The organism is Phenylobacterium sp. (assembly GCF_037189685.1).
Lineage (GTDB): Bacteria > Pseudomonadota > Alphaproteobacteria > Caulobacterales > Caulobacteraceae > Phenylobacterium.
In genome coordinates this window covers 38,168-51,789 of sequence record NZ_JBBCIT010000001.1, presented here as the reverse complement: position 1 = coordinate 51,789, position 13,622 = coordinate 38,168, and the positions used below count along the sequence as shown (strand labels likewise).

General features: G+C 68.6%; 10 protein-coding genes. 7 read left to right on the top strand and 3 right to left on the bottom strand.

From position 1 onward, the window contains the following. Nucleotide 1 precedes the first annotated feature (1 nt). Nucleotides 2-628: a carbonic anhydrase gene (locus WG212_RS00230; RefSeq protein ID WP_337185053.1), complete on the top strand. Its 627-nt coding sequence runs from the start codon at nucleotides 2-4 to the stop codon at nucleotides 626-628. A gap of 143 nt (nucleotides 629-771) precedes the next feature. Next, nucleotides 772-2,583: a M2 family metallopeptidase gene (locus WG212_RS00225; RefSeq protein ID WP_337185052.1), complete on the top strand. Its 1,812-nt coding sequence runs from the start codon at nucleotides 772-774 to the stop codon at nucleotides 2,581-2,583. Between the two features lie 40 nt (nucleotides 2,584-2,623). Here the strand turns inward: WG212_RS00225 and WG212_RS00220 are convergent, their stop codons facing one another. Both WG212_RS00220 and WG212_RS00215 read right to left on the bottom strand, forming a co-directional pair. Beyond that, nucleotides 2,624-3,376 carry a sulfite exporter TauE/SafE family protein gene (locus tag WG212_RS00220; RefSeq protein ID WP_337185051.1) on the bottom strand — a complete coding sequence of 251 codons (753 nt, stop codon included), beginning with the start codon at nucleotides 3,374-3,376 and terminating at the stop codon, nucleotides 2,624-2,626. A 16-nt stretch (nucleotides 3,377-3,392) separates the two neighbouring features. Beyond that, nucleotides 3,393-4,346: a 2-oxoglutarate and iron-dependent oxygenase domain-containing protein gene (locus WG212_RS00215; protein WP_337185050.1), complete on the bottom strand. Its 954-nt coding sequence runs from the start codon at nucleotides 4,344-4,346 to the stop codon at nucleotides 3,393-3,395. A gap of 127 nt (nucleotides 4,347-4,473) precedes the next feature. Here WG212_RS00215 and WG212_RS00210 point away from each other — a divergent pair, with 127 nt between their 5' ends. The 4 genes from WG212_RS00210 to msrA all read left to right on the top strand — a co-directional run bounded on the left by WG212_RS00210 (nucleotide 4,474) and on the right by msrA (nucleotide 8,460). After that, on the top strand, nucleotides 4,474-6,327 hold the full coding sequence (locus WG212_RS00210) for a monovalent cation:proton antiporter-2 (CPA2) family protein (RefSeq protein WP_337185049.1): 1,854 nt from the start codon (nucleotides 4,474-4,476) through the stop codon (nucleotides 6,325-6,327). Between the two features lie 87 nt (nucleotides 6,328-6,414). Then, a complete protein-coding gene (locus WG212_RS00205) occupies nucleotides 6,415-7,122 on the top strand; it encodes a CoA transferase subunit A (RefSeq protein WP_337185048.1) in 708 nt (235 codons plus the stop codon). A gap of 5 nt (nucleotides 7,123-7,127) precedes the next feature. Then, complete coding sequence (locus WG212_RS00200) at nucleotides 7,128-7,793, top strand: 3-oxoacid CoA-transferase subunit B (protein WP_337185047.1); 666 nt, start codon at nucleotides 7,128-7,130, stop codon at nucleotides 7,791-7,793. 73 nt (nucleotides 7,794-7,866) lie between these two features. Then, nucleotides 7,867-8,460: a peptide-methionine (S)-S-oxide reductase MsrA gene (gene msrA / locus WG212_RS00195; protein ID WP_337185046.1), complete on the top strand. Its 594-nt coding sequence runs from the start codon at nucleotides 7,867-7,869 to the stop codon at nucleotides 8,458-8,460. Here the strand turns inward: msrA and WG212_RS00190 are convergent. Further along, complete coding sequence (locus WG212_RS00190; RefSeq protein ID WP_337185045.1) at nucleotides 8,435-9,991, bottom strand: glycosyltransferase family 39 protein; 1,557 nt, start codon at nucleotides 9,989-9,991, stop codon at nucleotides 8,435-8,437. The genes msrA and WG212_RS00190 overlap by 26 nt on opposite strands. A gap of 237 nt (nucleotides 9,992-10,228) precedes the next feature. On the opposite strand from WG212_RS00190, the gene WG212_RS00185 reads away from it, so the two are divergent. After that, entirely contained in the window at nucleotides 10,229-13,591 is a 3,363-nt protein-coding gene (locus WG212_RS00185; RefSeq protein WP_337185044.1) for a TonB-dependent receptor, read from the top strand. The last annotated feature ends 31 nt before the right edge of the window (nucleotides 13,592-13,622 follow it).

Sequence of the window (13,622 nt, the reverse complement as noted above, 5' to 3'; positions counted from 1 at the left end):
CATGCCCAAGACCCTGGAAGACCTCAAAGCCAAGAACCGCGCCTGGGCGGCCGGCAAGGTCGCCGTCGACCCCGGCTTCTTCAGGCGACTGGAGGGCCAGCAGGCCCCCGAGTACCTGTGGATCGGCTGCGCCGACTCCCGCGTGCCGGCCAACGAGATCGTGGGGCTGGACCCCGGCGAGCTGTTCGTCCACCGAAACGTGGCCAATCTCGCCCCGCCCCAGGACGCCAACTACCTGTCGGTGCTGCAGTTCGCCGTCGATGTGCTCAAGGTGAAGCATATCCTGGTCGTGGGCCACTACGGGTGCGGCGGCGTGGCCGCCGCGGTGGACGGTCAGCGCCGGGGCCTAGTCGACCACTGGCTGCACCCCATCCGCGAGGTCCACCACTGTCACCGGCATGAACTGGAGGCGTTGCCGGACGAGCGGGCCAAGTGGGACCGGCTGGTGGAGTTGAACGTCATCCGCCAGGTGCGCAACGTCGCGTCGGACGTCTTCGTCCGCGAGGCCTGGTTGCGTGGCCAGGCGCTCAGCGTCCATGGCTGGGTCTACACCCTGGGCACAGGCCTGGTGACCGACCTCGACGTGACCGTCGCGGGCCCCGAGGACCTGGCCGAATTCGCCGACTGAGCCGCCGTCCCTCGGCCTTGGATTGACGTTACCCCTCAGGGATGGCGCGTTCCCAAGGGTTGACGCTCCCGCCGGGCGGCTCTCTCCTCGGACCCAGCCGGCGGCGTGACGCCGCCACAAGAAGCCACGTCCAGGAAGACGGAATGAAACTGAAACTCATGGCGGCCACCGCGGCGGCCGTCCTCGCCGGCATGGGGCCCGCCACGGCGCTGGCCCAGGTCGATGCCCGCGCCACGCCCGCCGAGGCCAAGGCCTTCGTCGACGCCGCCGAAGCCCGGATCGACACCGCCAACGCCTTCGCCAGTCGTGCGGCCTGGGTCCGGGCCAACTTCATCACCGACGACACCCAGTGGCTCGACGCCAAGGCCTCGGCCGAGCGAAGCGCCCTGCTGGCGGGCCTCGCCACGGAGGCCGCGCGGTTCGACGGCGTCGCGGCCGATCCGGTGACCGCCCGCAAGCTGAAGCTGCTCAAGCTGTACGCCGTGTCGCCCGCCCCGAACCGTCCGGGCGCCGCCGACGAACTGGCCAAGCTGCTGACCCGGATGAACAGCGCCTATTCGACGGCGAAATTCGACTTCAAGGGCCAGCCGATCACCCTGAACGACGCCGAGGACGTGCTGCGGGCCAGCCGCGATCCGGCCGAACTGAAGGCGGTCTGGGAGGGGTGGCACGCCACCGCCAGCCCGATCAAGGCCGACTATGTCCGCTTCGCCGCCCTCTCGAACGAGGGCGCCAAGGGCCTGGGCTTCGCCGACACCGGCGCGCTGTGGCGGTCCAACTACGACATGTCGCCCGAAGCGTTCGCGACCGAGACCGACCGCCTGTGGGCCCAGGTCGCGCCATTCTACCGCAACCTGCACTGCTATGTCCGCGCTCAGCTCAATGCGCGGTACGGGGACGCGGTGCAACCCAGGACCGGCCCGATCCGCGCCGACCTCCTGGGCAACATGTGGGCCCAGCAGTGGGGCAATATCTACGACATCGTCGCGCCGAAGGCCGCCAGCTCCGGCTACGATCTGGACAAGCTTCTCGAGGCCAAGGGGTACGACGCCGTCAGGATGGTGAAGACCGGCGAGACCTTCTACTCGTCGCTGGGCTATGCCCCCCTGCCCGAGACGTTCTGGGCGCGCTCGCTCATCACCCGGCCGCGAGATCGTGAGGTGGTGTGCCACGCCTCGGCCTGGAATATCGACAGCAAGGACGACATCCGCATCAAGATGTGCACCAAGGTGAACGGCGAGGACTTCCAGACCGTCCACCACGAACTGGGTCACAACTACTATCAGCGCGCCTACAAGGACCAGCCCACCCTGTTCCGCAGCGGGGCGAACGACGGCTTCCACGAGGCCATCGGTGACTGGGCGGCCCTGTCGGCGTCCACCCCCACCTACCTGAACCAGATCGGTCTTCTGGAAACCGTGCCGGGCGCCGAGGAGGACATTCCGTTCCTGCTCAAGATGGCCCTGGACAAGATCGCCTTCCTGCCGTTCGGCCTGCTGGTCGACCGGTGGCGCTGGGACGTGTTCTCGGGCGCGACCGGCCCGGATGACTACAACAAGGCCTGGAGCGCGTTGCGCCTCAAGTACCAGGGGATCACGCCGCCGGGCGAGCGTCCGGCCGACGCCTTCGATCCGGGCGCCAAGTATCATGTCCCCGGCAACACGCCCTACACGCGCTACTTCCTCGCCCACATCTACCAGTTCCAGTTCCACCGGGCGGCCTGCCAGCAGGCCGGATGGAAGGGCCCGCTGCACCGCTGCTCGGTCTATGGCCAGAAGGCGGTGGGCGAGAAGTTCAACCGGATGATGGAGCTGGGCCAGTCGCAACCCTGGCCCCAGACCCTGGCCGTCTTCTCGGGCGAGACCCGCACCGACGCCAGCGCCGTGGCCGACTACTTCAAGCCGCTGGACGCCTGGCTGGTGAAGCAGAACCGCGGCCAGAAGTGCGGCTGGTGACCGGACGGCGGAGGGCGCGCCGCGCGCGCTTCACCCGGCCTCACCCCGTGAGGGCCTTCCAGACCAGGTGGGCGCCGACCGGGATCATGAGGCCGTAGATGACGACATAGAACCGCTCGGCGGCGATGCGCTTCACCAGCCAGACGCCGCCGAACGTCGAGGCGATCGCCACCGGCAGCAGGGCGGCCACCGTCAGCAGGTTTCCGGGCGTGAACTGACCCAGGGCCGCGTAGGCCGGGACCTTCAGCCAGTTGATGACGGCGAAGAAGATGGCCGTGGTGCCGGCCAGGCCGCGGGGCGAGAGGCCGCGCGGCAGCACCCACATCTGGAACGGCGGGCCGCCCGCGTGGGCGATCTGGCTGGTGAAACCGCTCAGCGCGCCGAACAGAACGCCCACCGCCGGCGGTGAGTTGGCCGGCGCCTGGACCGCGCCGCCGCGCATGAGCCACAGCCTGTGGAGCGCGAACAGGATCGAGATGGCGCCCAGGGCGCCCAGCACTGCCGCGGCCGACACCTTCGCCGCCAGCAGGTAGCCGGCCAGGATGCCGACCGCCGCGCCGGGAAGCATGATGGCGACGATCCGCCGGTCCCACTCACGGCGGAAGGCCCACACGCCCACCACGTCCTGGACGATCAGGATGGGCAGCAGGATGGCAGCCGCCCGCACCGGCGACACCGTCAGCGCCAGCAGCGGCATGGAGAGGGCGCCGACGCCGGCGAACCCGCCCTTGGCGAAACCCATCAGGACCACGGCCGGCAGGGCCACGGCGTAGAAGATCGGATCGGTGATCACGCCGGCAGGACGCGCGCTAGGCCAGCTTGATCTCGCGCAGCCGCTCCTTGAGGTAGTCGTCCGCGGTGATGGGTTCCGGATACCGGTCGGGATGGGTGGCGTCGACGCAATTGGGCAGCGTCTCGATCCGGTAGTCCGAGTTGAAGTGCAGGAAGAACGGCGTCGAATAGCGCGCGAAGCCCCGGCGCTCGGGCGCCGGGTTCACCACCCGGTGGGTGGTCGACGGCAGGCGGTGGTTGCACAGCCGCTGCAGCATGTCGCCGATGTTGCAGACCAGGCTGCCGGCCGGCGGGTTGATGGCGATCCACCGCCCGTCGTGGTCCTTGACCTCCAGTCCGGCTTCCTCGGCGCCGAGCAGCAGGGTGATGACGTTGATGTCCTCGTGCGCGCCCGCCCGGATGTGGGGGCCGTCCTTCGGGACGGGCGGATAGTGCAGCAGGCGCAGGATGGAGTTGCCCACGTCCACCTTGTCGTCGAAGAAATGGCGGGGCAGGTCGAGGTAGGCCGCGATCGCCTCCAGCACCTTCAGGCCCATCGTGTCGAGGGCTCCGTAGAGCCAATGCACCGCCGCGCGGAACTCGGGCAGCTCGGCGTCGGGCCAGACATTGTCGGCCATGTGGTCGCGGAAACGGTGGCCGGGGGGCAGGTCGCGGCCGACGTGCCAGAACTCCTTGAGGTCGTAGTGCCGGGCGCCCTTGGCGGTCTCGACCCCGAAGGGCGTGTAGCCGCGCTGGCCGGCCAGCGGCAGCTTGTACTTCAGCTTGGCGTCCTCGGGCAGGGCGAAGAACCGCTTCATCTGGTCGATGGCCGCGTCGATCCGGTCCTGCGGCAGGCCGTGGTCCGAGATCACCGCGAACCCCCAGCGGGCGTAGCTGTCGCCCAGCCTGCGGGTGAAGGTCTGGAAGTCCTGGTCGAACAGCCGGAACGAGACCGGTTCGATGCTGTCCTGGTGGGCGTGCGCTTGGCTCATGGCCGCCTTCTACACCCACGCGGCGGGCCGCTCCACCAGACTGGGCGCGCCGCATGTTGCGCAGCGGCCCGATTGCACACCACATAGGATGCGGCCGCCCGTCACGGTGCGGCGAAGGAGACGGGGCATGGCGGCCGAGGCGGCGGGCGGAGCGAACCTCGGCCAGGTGGTGATCCTGCTCGCGGCCGGCGTGGCGGCCGTGCCGCTGTTCCGGCGGCTCGGGCTGGGATCGGTCCTGGGATATCTGGCCGCGGGCCTCGCCATCGGCCCCTTCGGCCTGCGCCTGTTCACCGACCCCGAGGCGATCCTGCACGTCGCCGAGCTGGGCGTGGTGATGTTCCTGTTCATCATCGGGCTGGAGATGCGGCCCGCCAAACTCTGGACGCTCCGGCGCGAGATCTTCGGCCTGGGTGCGACCCAGGTGGTCCTCTGCTGCGCCCTGCTGTCGGGGGTGGCGATCCTGGCCGGCCTGCCGCCCGCCGCGGCGGTGATCGGCGCCAGCGGTTTCGTCCTCTCGTCCACCGCCGTGATCATGAAGATGCTGGACGAGCAGGGCGAGACGGCCTCGGATGCCGGTCAGCGGGCGATCTCCATCCTGCTGCTCGAGGACCTGGCCGTCGTGCCGCTCCTGGCGCTGGTGGCGATCCTGGCCTCGTTCTCGGGCGGCCCGGTGGAGTCGACCCAGCCGGCCTGGATGTCGGTCCTCATCGCCCTGGGCTGCATCGCCGCGGTGGTGGCCGCCGGCCGCTGGCTCCTGAACCCGTTCTTCCAGATCCTCGCCGGGACCGGCGCGCGCGAGATCATGACGGCCGCGGCGCTCCTGGTGGTGCTGGGCACGGCCCTCTTCATGCAATGGGGCGGGCTGTCGATGGCGATGGGCGCCTTCCTGGCCGGCGTCCTGCTCTCGGAATCCAGCTTCCGCCACCAGCTCGAGGCCGACATCGATCCCTTCCGCGGAATCCTCCTGGGCCTGTTCTTCCTCAGCGTCGGCATGTCGCTGGACCTGTCGGTCGTCGCCCAGGAATGGGGCATGATCCTCGCCGGGGTCGCCGCGTTCATGATCGTCAAGGCGCTGGCCATATACGGTGTCGCCCGCCTGTTCCGCTCGGACCACCGCGAGGCCATCCGGCGGGCCGCCCTGTTCGCCCAGGGCGGGGAATTCGCCTTCGTCCTGTATGCCGCGGCGGTGTCGGCGGGCGTCATGGATGGCCGCACCAGCGCCGGCATGACAGCGATCGTCATCATCTCGATGGCGCTGACGCCCCTGGTGGTGATCGCGATGAAGGCCGCCATGCCGCCGCCCAAGGAGTCGTTCGACGGCGTCGAGAAGGCCGACGGCCTCCAGAGCCGGGTGCTGATCATCGGCTTCGGCCGGTTCGCCCAGGTGGTCAGCCAGCCGCTGCTGGCCAAGGGGATCGAGGTCTCGACCATCGAGAACGACGTGGAGATGATCCGCGCCGCCGCCGCCTTCGGCTTCAAGGTCTATTACGGCGACGGCACGCGGCTCGACGTGCTGCGCGCGTCGGGCGCCGGCAACGCCGAGGCGATCCTGGTCTGCGTGGACAAGCCCGACGTGGCCGACCGGATCGTCGAGCTGGTGAAGGCCGAGTTCCCGCTGGCCAAGCTGTTCGTCCGCGCCTTCGACCGCGGCCACTCGCTGCGGCTCGTCGAGGCGGGCGTGGACTTCCAGATCCGCGAGACCTTCGAATCCGCCCTGCAATTTTCCAAGCGGACGCTCATCGAAATGGGCGTAGACGAGGTCGAGGCGGCGGACCTGGTCAAGGACGCCCGCAAGCGCGACAACGAACGCTTCGAACTGCAGGTCGCGGGCGGCCTCCAGGCCGGGCGCTGGCTGATGCGCGGCAACATGGCGACACCGACGCCCGAACCGTTCTCGACGCCGAAGAAGGGTGGCGAGGCGCTCAATCCCGACGCCGCCGAAGTTCTGGGCCGGGAGCGCGAAGACGCCCGGACCCCTTGACCAAATCGAGGGCGCCGGTGTTCATCGGGTGATGAATTCTGCCCCGTTCCGGTTCTCGGCGGGGCGTTTGCAGCATATGGGGCCGGCATGGCTGACAAGGTTCGCAACGATGCGGTCGAGGCCCTGGAGGGGCTGCTCTTCGACGGCATGACGATCATGGCCGGGGGCTTCGGGCTGTGCGGCATCCCGGAGACCCTGATCGCGGCCATCCGCCGGAGCGGCGTGAAGGACCTGACGGTCGTCTCCAACAACTGCGGCGTCGACGATTTCGGGCTGGGCGTGCTGCTGGCCGGCGGGCAGATCCGCAAGATGATCTCGTCCTACGTGGGCGAGAACAAGCTGTTCGCCGAGCTCTACCTCTCCGGCAAGCTGGAGCTGGAGTTCAACCCCCAGGGCACCCTGGCCGAGCGCATCCGGGCCGGCGGCGCGGGCATCCCCGCCTTCTTCACCAGGACCGGCGTCGGCACCCTGGTGGCCGAGGGCAAGGAGGTGCGCGAGTTCGACGGCGAGCTCTATGTGATGGAGCGGGGCCTGACGGCCGACCTGTCGATCGTGAAGGCGTGGAAGGGCGACCAGGAGGGCAACCTGATCTACCGGATGACCGCGCGGAACTTCAATCCGATGATGGCCTCCGCCGGCAAGGTGACGGTGGCCGAGGTGGAGAAGCTGGTCGCGACAGGGACGCTCGATCCCGACCATATCCACACGCCGGGCATCTTCGTCGACCGCATCGTCGAGGGTGTCCACGAGAAGCGGATCGAACAGCGCACCGTGCGCCAGCGCGAGGAGGCGTAGAGACGATGGCCCAGGACGCCAAGGGGTGGACCCGCGACCAGATCGCCGCCCGCGCCGCGCGCGAGCTGAAGGACGGCTTCTACGTCAACCTGGGGATCGGCATCCCGACCCTGGTGGCCAACTACATCCCCGAGGGCATGAGCGTGACGCTGCAGAGCGAGAACGGCATGCTGGGCATGGGCCCCTTCCCGTATGCGGGCGAGGAGGACGCCGACCTCATCAACGCCGGCAAGCAGACGATCACCGCCCTGCCGTCGTCCAGCTACTTCTCCAGCGCCGACAGCTTCGCGATGATCCGCGGCGGCCACATCGACCTCAGCATCCTGGGCGCCATGCAGGTGGCGGCGAACGGCGACCTGGCCAACTGGATGGTGCCGGGCAAGATGGTGAAGGGCATGGGCGGGGCCATGGACCTGGTGGCCGGCGTCAAGCGCGTGGTCGTGGTGATGGAGCACAACGAGAAGACCGGCGCGCCCAAGCTGCTCGACGCCTGCACGCTGCCGCTGACGGGCCAGGGTGTCGTGGACCTCGTCGTCACCGACCTGGGGGTCTTCGACGTCAGCCGCGGCAAGAAGCCGCTCACCCTGCTCGAGCTGGCGCCCGGCGTGACGCTGGACGAGATCAAGGCCCGTACCGAAGCCCCCTTCGAAGTGGCCCCTCCTTCCCCTTAATGGGGAGGGATGCGGCCTTGAAGCCGCCGCCATGTTCCTCGCGTAATAGGCAGGCGTGAGGAAGAGCGGACCCATGAAGACCCTGACGTTCGCGACGGTCGCCCTGGTCGGAGGCGCGGCCCTGGCCGGAGTCCTGACCTTTCCCGCGCCGGCCGCCGCCGCGAGCCGGACGGCGGTGTTCGCCGGCGGCTGCTTCTGGTCGGTGGAGAAGTTCTTCGAGGCCACGCCCGGCGTCGTGAAGGCCGTCTCGGGCTATTCGGGCGGGACCACGGCCAATCCCACCTACGAGAACCACCGGGGCCACCTGGAAGCCGTGAAGGTGACCTATGACCCCGCCAAGGTGAGCTACGCCAAGCTCGTCGAGAAATTCTACCGCAACATCGATCCCACCGATCCCGCCGGCCAGTTCTGCGACAAGGGCCCGTCGTACCGGACGGCGATCTTCGTCGCGAACGACGCCGAGCGGCAGGTCGCCGAGGCCGAGAAGGCCAAGGTGGAGAAACTGCTGGGCGCCAGGGTGACGGTGGCCACCCGCGCCGCCGCGCCGTTCTGGAACGCCGAGGCCTATCACCAGGACTACGCGAAGAAGAATCCGGCCCACTACGAACGCTACCGGATCGGCTGCCGGCGCGATCAGTCGCTCAGGGCCGTATGGGGAGGCCGCTGACCGGGTCGCGCGGACGCGGCGCGAAGTCTTCGCCCACGAACATCTCGATCCGGCGCTTGCGCTTGGCGTCCAGCCGCACGCTGCCGATCTCCAGGCCCGAGGCGTGAGCGAAGTCGGCCTGCATCTCGGCCCGCCGCCAGCCCTCGTAGGACACCATCAGCACCCTGGCCCCGAGGTCGTCGGTGAGGGGTGCGGCCGTCTCGGCCTGGTTGCGCGGCCCCTCCATCAGCAGCCAGCTGGTCAGCGGCGCGCCCCGCTCGGCCAGGCGGTCGCGGCCGTAGTAGGCGGTGGCATAGAAGAGGAAGCGGTTGTTGACGGCGATGGCCGTCAGCCCCGGCTCGCGCCAGGCGCGATCCAGGATCAGGTCGGCGGTGTCGGACCAGCCGCGCGCACGCTTCAGGCCGTTGGCCAGCCCGGCCTTGTCGGCCAGAGCGGGCGAGATCACCGCCGCCAGGAAGAAGGCGGCCACCCCGGCCTGGATCGCGACCGCCGCCCGCAGCCATAGCCTGGCCCGCCAGCGCATCAGCCAGGCGGCGACCAGGACCGAGCCCGCGAGATAGCCCGCGCCCGACCAGTTGGCGTTGGCGCGGCTGATGAACGCCTGGCCCGTCACGATGAGGAGCGGCGGCAGGGTGAAGCAGAGCAGCAGCAGGTCCTCGCGGCGGATCGCCCGCCGCCGGATCACCCGTTCCCGCACCAACAGGCCGACGCCCACGATCAGCGCGCCCAGTGGAATAGGGCCGAAAACCCCGAACTGAGACCCCAGGAACGCCCCCATCTCGCCGATGTTGAAGAGGCGCACGCCGCTCCAGGCGGCGTTGGCCGCGGTGTGCTGGAAGGTGGCGAAGCCGTGGGTCGCGTTCCAGGCCAGGTTCGGCGCCAGGACGGCCGTCAGCGCCAGCGTCGCCACCGCCGCGGACGCGGGGGTCCAGGCGCTGCGCGCTTCCCGGGAGAGCGCCAGGTGGAGCGCGAGGCCGACCCCGAAATAGACCGCCGCATATTTGGACAGGAACGCCAGCCCCAGGCTCGCGCCCAGGCCGGCGGCCAGCAGGCGCCGCTGTCGCGGCTCGGCCGCCGACAGGAAGGCCGTGTAGGCCAGCAGGGACAGGCCCAGGAAGAACAGGAGGGGCGCGTCGGTCGCCGCCACCAGGGCCGACAGCTGCACCCCCGGCATCAGGCCGTACAGCGCGGCGGCGGCCAGGCCCGTCGGGGCGTCGAAGAGGCGGCGGCCGATCAGGAAGGTCAACAGGGTGGCGCCGGCCTGGAACAGGGCGGCTGGGGCCCGGATCCACGCCTCGGCGTCGCCGCCGATCTGGGTGCTGGCCCAGATCGCCCACGCGATCATCGGCGGCTTGGAATAGTATCCGAAATCCAGAGATCGCGACCAGAGCCAGTATTGCGCCTCGTCGGGATAGAGTTCGAGCGGCGTGGCGAAGAGGGCCGCCAGTCGCGCCAAGGTCAGGGCGGCCGTCAGCAGGATCGCCGCGCGCAGATCCGGAGCGGCGCCTTGCGGCCTAAGGCTTTGCGGCATTTCGATTCCCCGGGGGCCACTCGAACCTAGCGCTCCTGGGCGCGGGGCAAAAGCTTGCCGCCTTTTCGATCGCTTTGCCGTCAAGGTGCGGCCTTTCTGCCTCACTATGACAGTCTCGGGCGAACCGTCGCAAAACAGTCACCAACACCCCGGTTTTTGACGGTATAGGGCGGCAAGGTCAGGCGACGTTGTGGGGATTTTTTTCGCGCCTGGATACCTGTTGAGAGGGGAATTCGAATGAGCATGAGACGGCTCGCCTATGGCGCGGCGCTGGCTGCGCTGGCGTGCGGCACGGCCACGGCGGTGTACGCGCAGGAAACCACCAGCGCGATCCGGGGCACGCTGCGAGGGGAAAGCGGAGCGCCCGTCGCAAACGCCACCGTGACCATCATCCACACGCCCTCGGGAACGCGCACCATCACGCGTTCGGGCTCGGACGGCGTGTTCGACGCCCGCGGCCTGCGGGTCGGCGGCCCGTACACCATCAGCGTTTCGGCGCCGGGCTACGACGCCGAGGCCGTTTCGGGTGTCCGGCTGGCCCAGGCCGATACGCTGCGGCTGGATCTCGACCTCAATGCGGCGATGGCCGTCGACGAACTGGTCGTCACCGCGGCGCGCAACCCCGAAGCCAACAACTCGGGCCTCTCCTCGACCCTCGCGCGCGACAGCATCGAGTCGGTCGTGACCGTGACGCGCGACATCCGGGACCTGGCCCGCCGCAACCTGCTGGTCTCGTCCAACACCCTGTCGGATGGCGGTATCTCGATCGCCGGCTCGAACCCGAAGATGAACCGCATCACCATCGACGGCGCCTCGGTGCAGGACGACTTCGGCCTGAACTCGGGCGGCCTGCCCACCCTTCGCGGACCCGTCTCGCTGGACGCCGTCGAGCAGTTCACGGTCCAGGCCGTGCCGTATGACGTCGAGAACGGCGACTTCCAGGGCGGCGCCATCGACATCGTGCTGCGCTCGGGGACCAACAACTTCCACGGCAGCGCCTTCGTGAACTATCTGAACGACGGCATGGTCGGCCGGAAGTTCAAGGGACGCCGCGTCGATCAGGTCATCAGCCAGAAGAACTTCGGGGGCTTCCTGTCGGGCCCGATCCTGAAGGACACCCTGTTCTTCGCCATCTCGTACGAGAAGTACAAGTCGGCCGAGCAGGTCCCGGTCGGCCCGACGGGCGCGGGCTTCGCCAACTCGATCACCGGCGTCACCCAGGCCACGATCGACCAGGTCGTCGGCATCCTCAACACCACCTACGCCACCGACTTCGACGCGGGCGGCATCCCTCGGTCCACGCCGATCCTCGACGAGAAGTATTCGGCCAAGATCGACTGGAACATCAACGACCGCCACCGGGCGTCGTTCACCTACCGCTATTCGCTCTCGGAAGTGACCGCGCGGTCGAACCTCAACACCGGCACCGCCGGCCTGTCCTCGAACTTCTATCTCAGCGGCGAAGAGGACTACTCCTACGTCGGCGAACTGAACTCGCAGTGGACCGACGCCCTGACGACCCAGCTCCGGGTGTCCTATCGGGACTACGAGCGTCGCCAGAACCCGCCGTCCGGCCAGGAGTTCGGCGAGCTCCAGATCTGCTCGGCGCCCACTTCGGACGCCGTCCTCACGACCTGCCAGAGCGGCTTCTCGAACATCCGGATCGGTCCCGACGGCTTCCGTCAGGCCAACGAACTCGAGACCCACAACCTGAACGTACAGTTCAAGGCCACCTACGCATACCGCGAACACCTGTTCAAGTTCGGCTTCGAGTCGCAGAACCTGGAGATCGTCAACCTGTTCGTCCCGAACAGTGACGGCGTCTACTACTTCGACTCCATCGCGGACTTCCAGGCGGGCCGGGCGAACCGCTTCGTCTATTCGAACGCGCCTTCCGGAAATCCGTACGACGCCGCGGCGGTCTTCGACTACCAGCAGAACAGCGTCTACATCCAGGATATCTACGACATCACCGACAGCTTCCAGGTGACGGCGGGCTTCCGTTACGACTGGTACAAGAGCGACGACAAGCCGATCCTGAACCCGTTCTTCGTGCAGCGGAACGGCTTCTCGAACCAGACCACCTACGACGGCAAGTCGATCCTGATGCCGCGGGTCGCGTTCAAGTACGACCCGAAGTCGTGGTTCCGGATCAACGGCGGCGCCGGCATCTTCGCCGGCGGCATTCCGGACGTGCTGATCTCGACCTCGTTCAGCACCACCGGCTATGCGGCGGCGGGCATCACGGTCGAGCGCAACGCCGACGGCACCTTCCGCGAACTGGGCGCCAACCCCGGCTTCACGCAGGGGATCGGCGCGACGGCGCTGAACGTCGCCGTCTCGGACCCGCGCTTCGGCTACGATCTGCCCGCCAGCGTGACCGGCCTCGTGACGCCGGCGCTCCTGCCGACCACGTCGGAAGTCATCGCCCTGAACCCGGCCTTCAAGATCCCGTCGGCCTGGAAGTTCTTCATCGGCGGTTCGGCCGATCTCCCCTGGGGCGTCAGGGCCCAGACGGATCTGGTCGTGACCGAGACGGTGAGCACGATCGGCTACTCGGACTTCAAGGTCCAGCCGCTGATCGTCAACGGCCAGCAGCAGTTCACGCCCGACGGCCGTCCGCGCTTCGACGGCCTGACGATGACCGATGCCGCCCGGGCTGCGGCCGGGGTCGCGGGAACCAACGTGCAGAACGCCGCCGACCTCGTGGTCGGCAACGAGAAGCGCGGCAAGGGCTGGGTGGCCGCCATCGGCGTTTCGAAGACCTTCCTCGACGACGACCTGCGGGTGGGCCTGGGATATGTGCGCCAGAACCTGCGCGAGGGTGCGAGCGGCGTGCGCTTCGGCACCACCTCGGGCTCGCTCTACGCCAGTCAGCTTGCCGACGCGCGGGACTCCAACAGCGACGCCTACGGCCGCGGGTACGAGGAGGTTCGCGACCGCGTGAAGCTCGAACTGAGCTACGAGAAGGAGTTCATCGAGAACGCCAAGACCCGGTTCACGCTGTTCGCCGAGACCCGTTCGGGCCGCCCGTTCAATGTCACCATGGCCAGCCAGGGCGGCAACCGCAGCCCGATCTTCGGCACCAACCGGAGCGCCTACCAGCTCTATGTGCCGGACTTCGCGGCCGACCCGAACCCGAACGACCTGGACGTCGGCTTCGTGACCTTCGACAGCGTGGCGACCCTGAACCGGTTCAAGGACGCCGTGGCGCGGTTCAACCTGCCCACCGGCATCGTCCCGAAGGGCTACAACCGCAACCCGGACGTCAACCAGGTCGACCTGCAGATCAGCCAGGAGATCCCGACGCCGATCGACGGCCACAAGTTCCGTGTCCAGCTCGACATCCAGAACGTGCTCAACCTGCTGAACAACAAGTGGGGTACGGTCGAGGAGTACGGCTCCACCGGCTCGGGCCAGGGCAACAACCGGATCGTCGACGTCCAGTGCGCCACCGCCACCGGCGCGGCCGCCGGCAACGGCAGCCCGACCTGCGTGCGCTACCGCTACTCGAACCCCAGCACCACGGCGCTGACCCGCTCGGTCAACAACGCCCGTTCGCTGTGGTACGCCCAGCTCTCGCTGCGCTACGAGTTCTGACGGACGCGAAGACGGCCAATGACGGGGCGGT

Bases quoted from the DNA above. Each gene is read 5' to 3' on its own strand.
- WG212_RS00230 (WP_337185053.1), top strand. From the start codon at position 2: ATGCCCAAGACCCTGGAAGACCTCAAAGCCAAGAACCGCGCCTGGGCG.
- WG212_RS00225 (WP_337185052.1), top strand. From the start codon at position 772: ATGAAACTGAAACTCATGGCGGCCACCGCGGCGGCCGTCCTCGCCGGC.
- WG212_RS00215 (WP_337185050.1), bottom strand. From the start codon at position 4,346: ATGAGCCAAGCGCACGCCCACCAGGACAGCATCGAACCGGTCTCGTTC.
- WG212_RS00210 (WP_337185049.1), top strand. From the start codon at position 4,474: ATGGCGGCCGAGGCGGCGGGCGGAGCGAACCTCGGCCAGGTGGTGATC.
- WG212_RS00205 (WP_337185048.1), top strand. From the start codon at position 6,415: ATGGCTGACAAGGTTCGCAACGATGCGGTCGAGGCCCTGGAGGGGCTG.
- WG212_RS00200 (WP_337185047.1), top strand. From the start codon at position 7,128: ATGGCCCAGGACGCCAAGGGGTGGACCCGCGACCAGATCGCCGCCCGC.
- msrA (WP_337185046.1), top strand. From the start codon at position 7,867: ATGAAGACCCTGACGTTCGCGACGGTCGCCCTGGTCGGAGGCGCGGCC.
- WG212_RS00190 (WP_337185045.1), bottom strand. From the start codon at position 9,991: ATGCCGCAAAGCCTTAGGCCGCAAGGCGCCGCTCCGGATCTGCGCGCG.
- WG212_RS00185 (WP_337185044.1), top strand. From the start codon at position 10,229: ATGAGCATGAGACGGCTCGCCTATGGCGCGGCGCTGGCTGCGCTGGCG.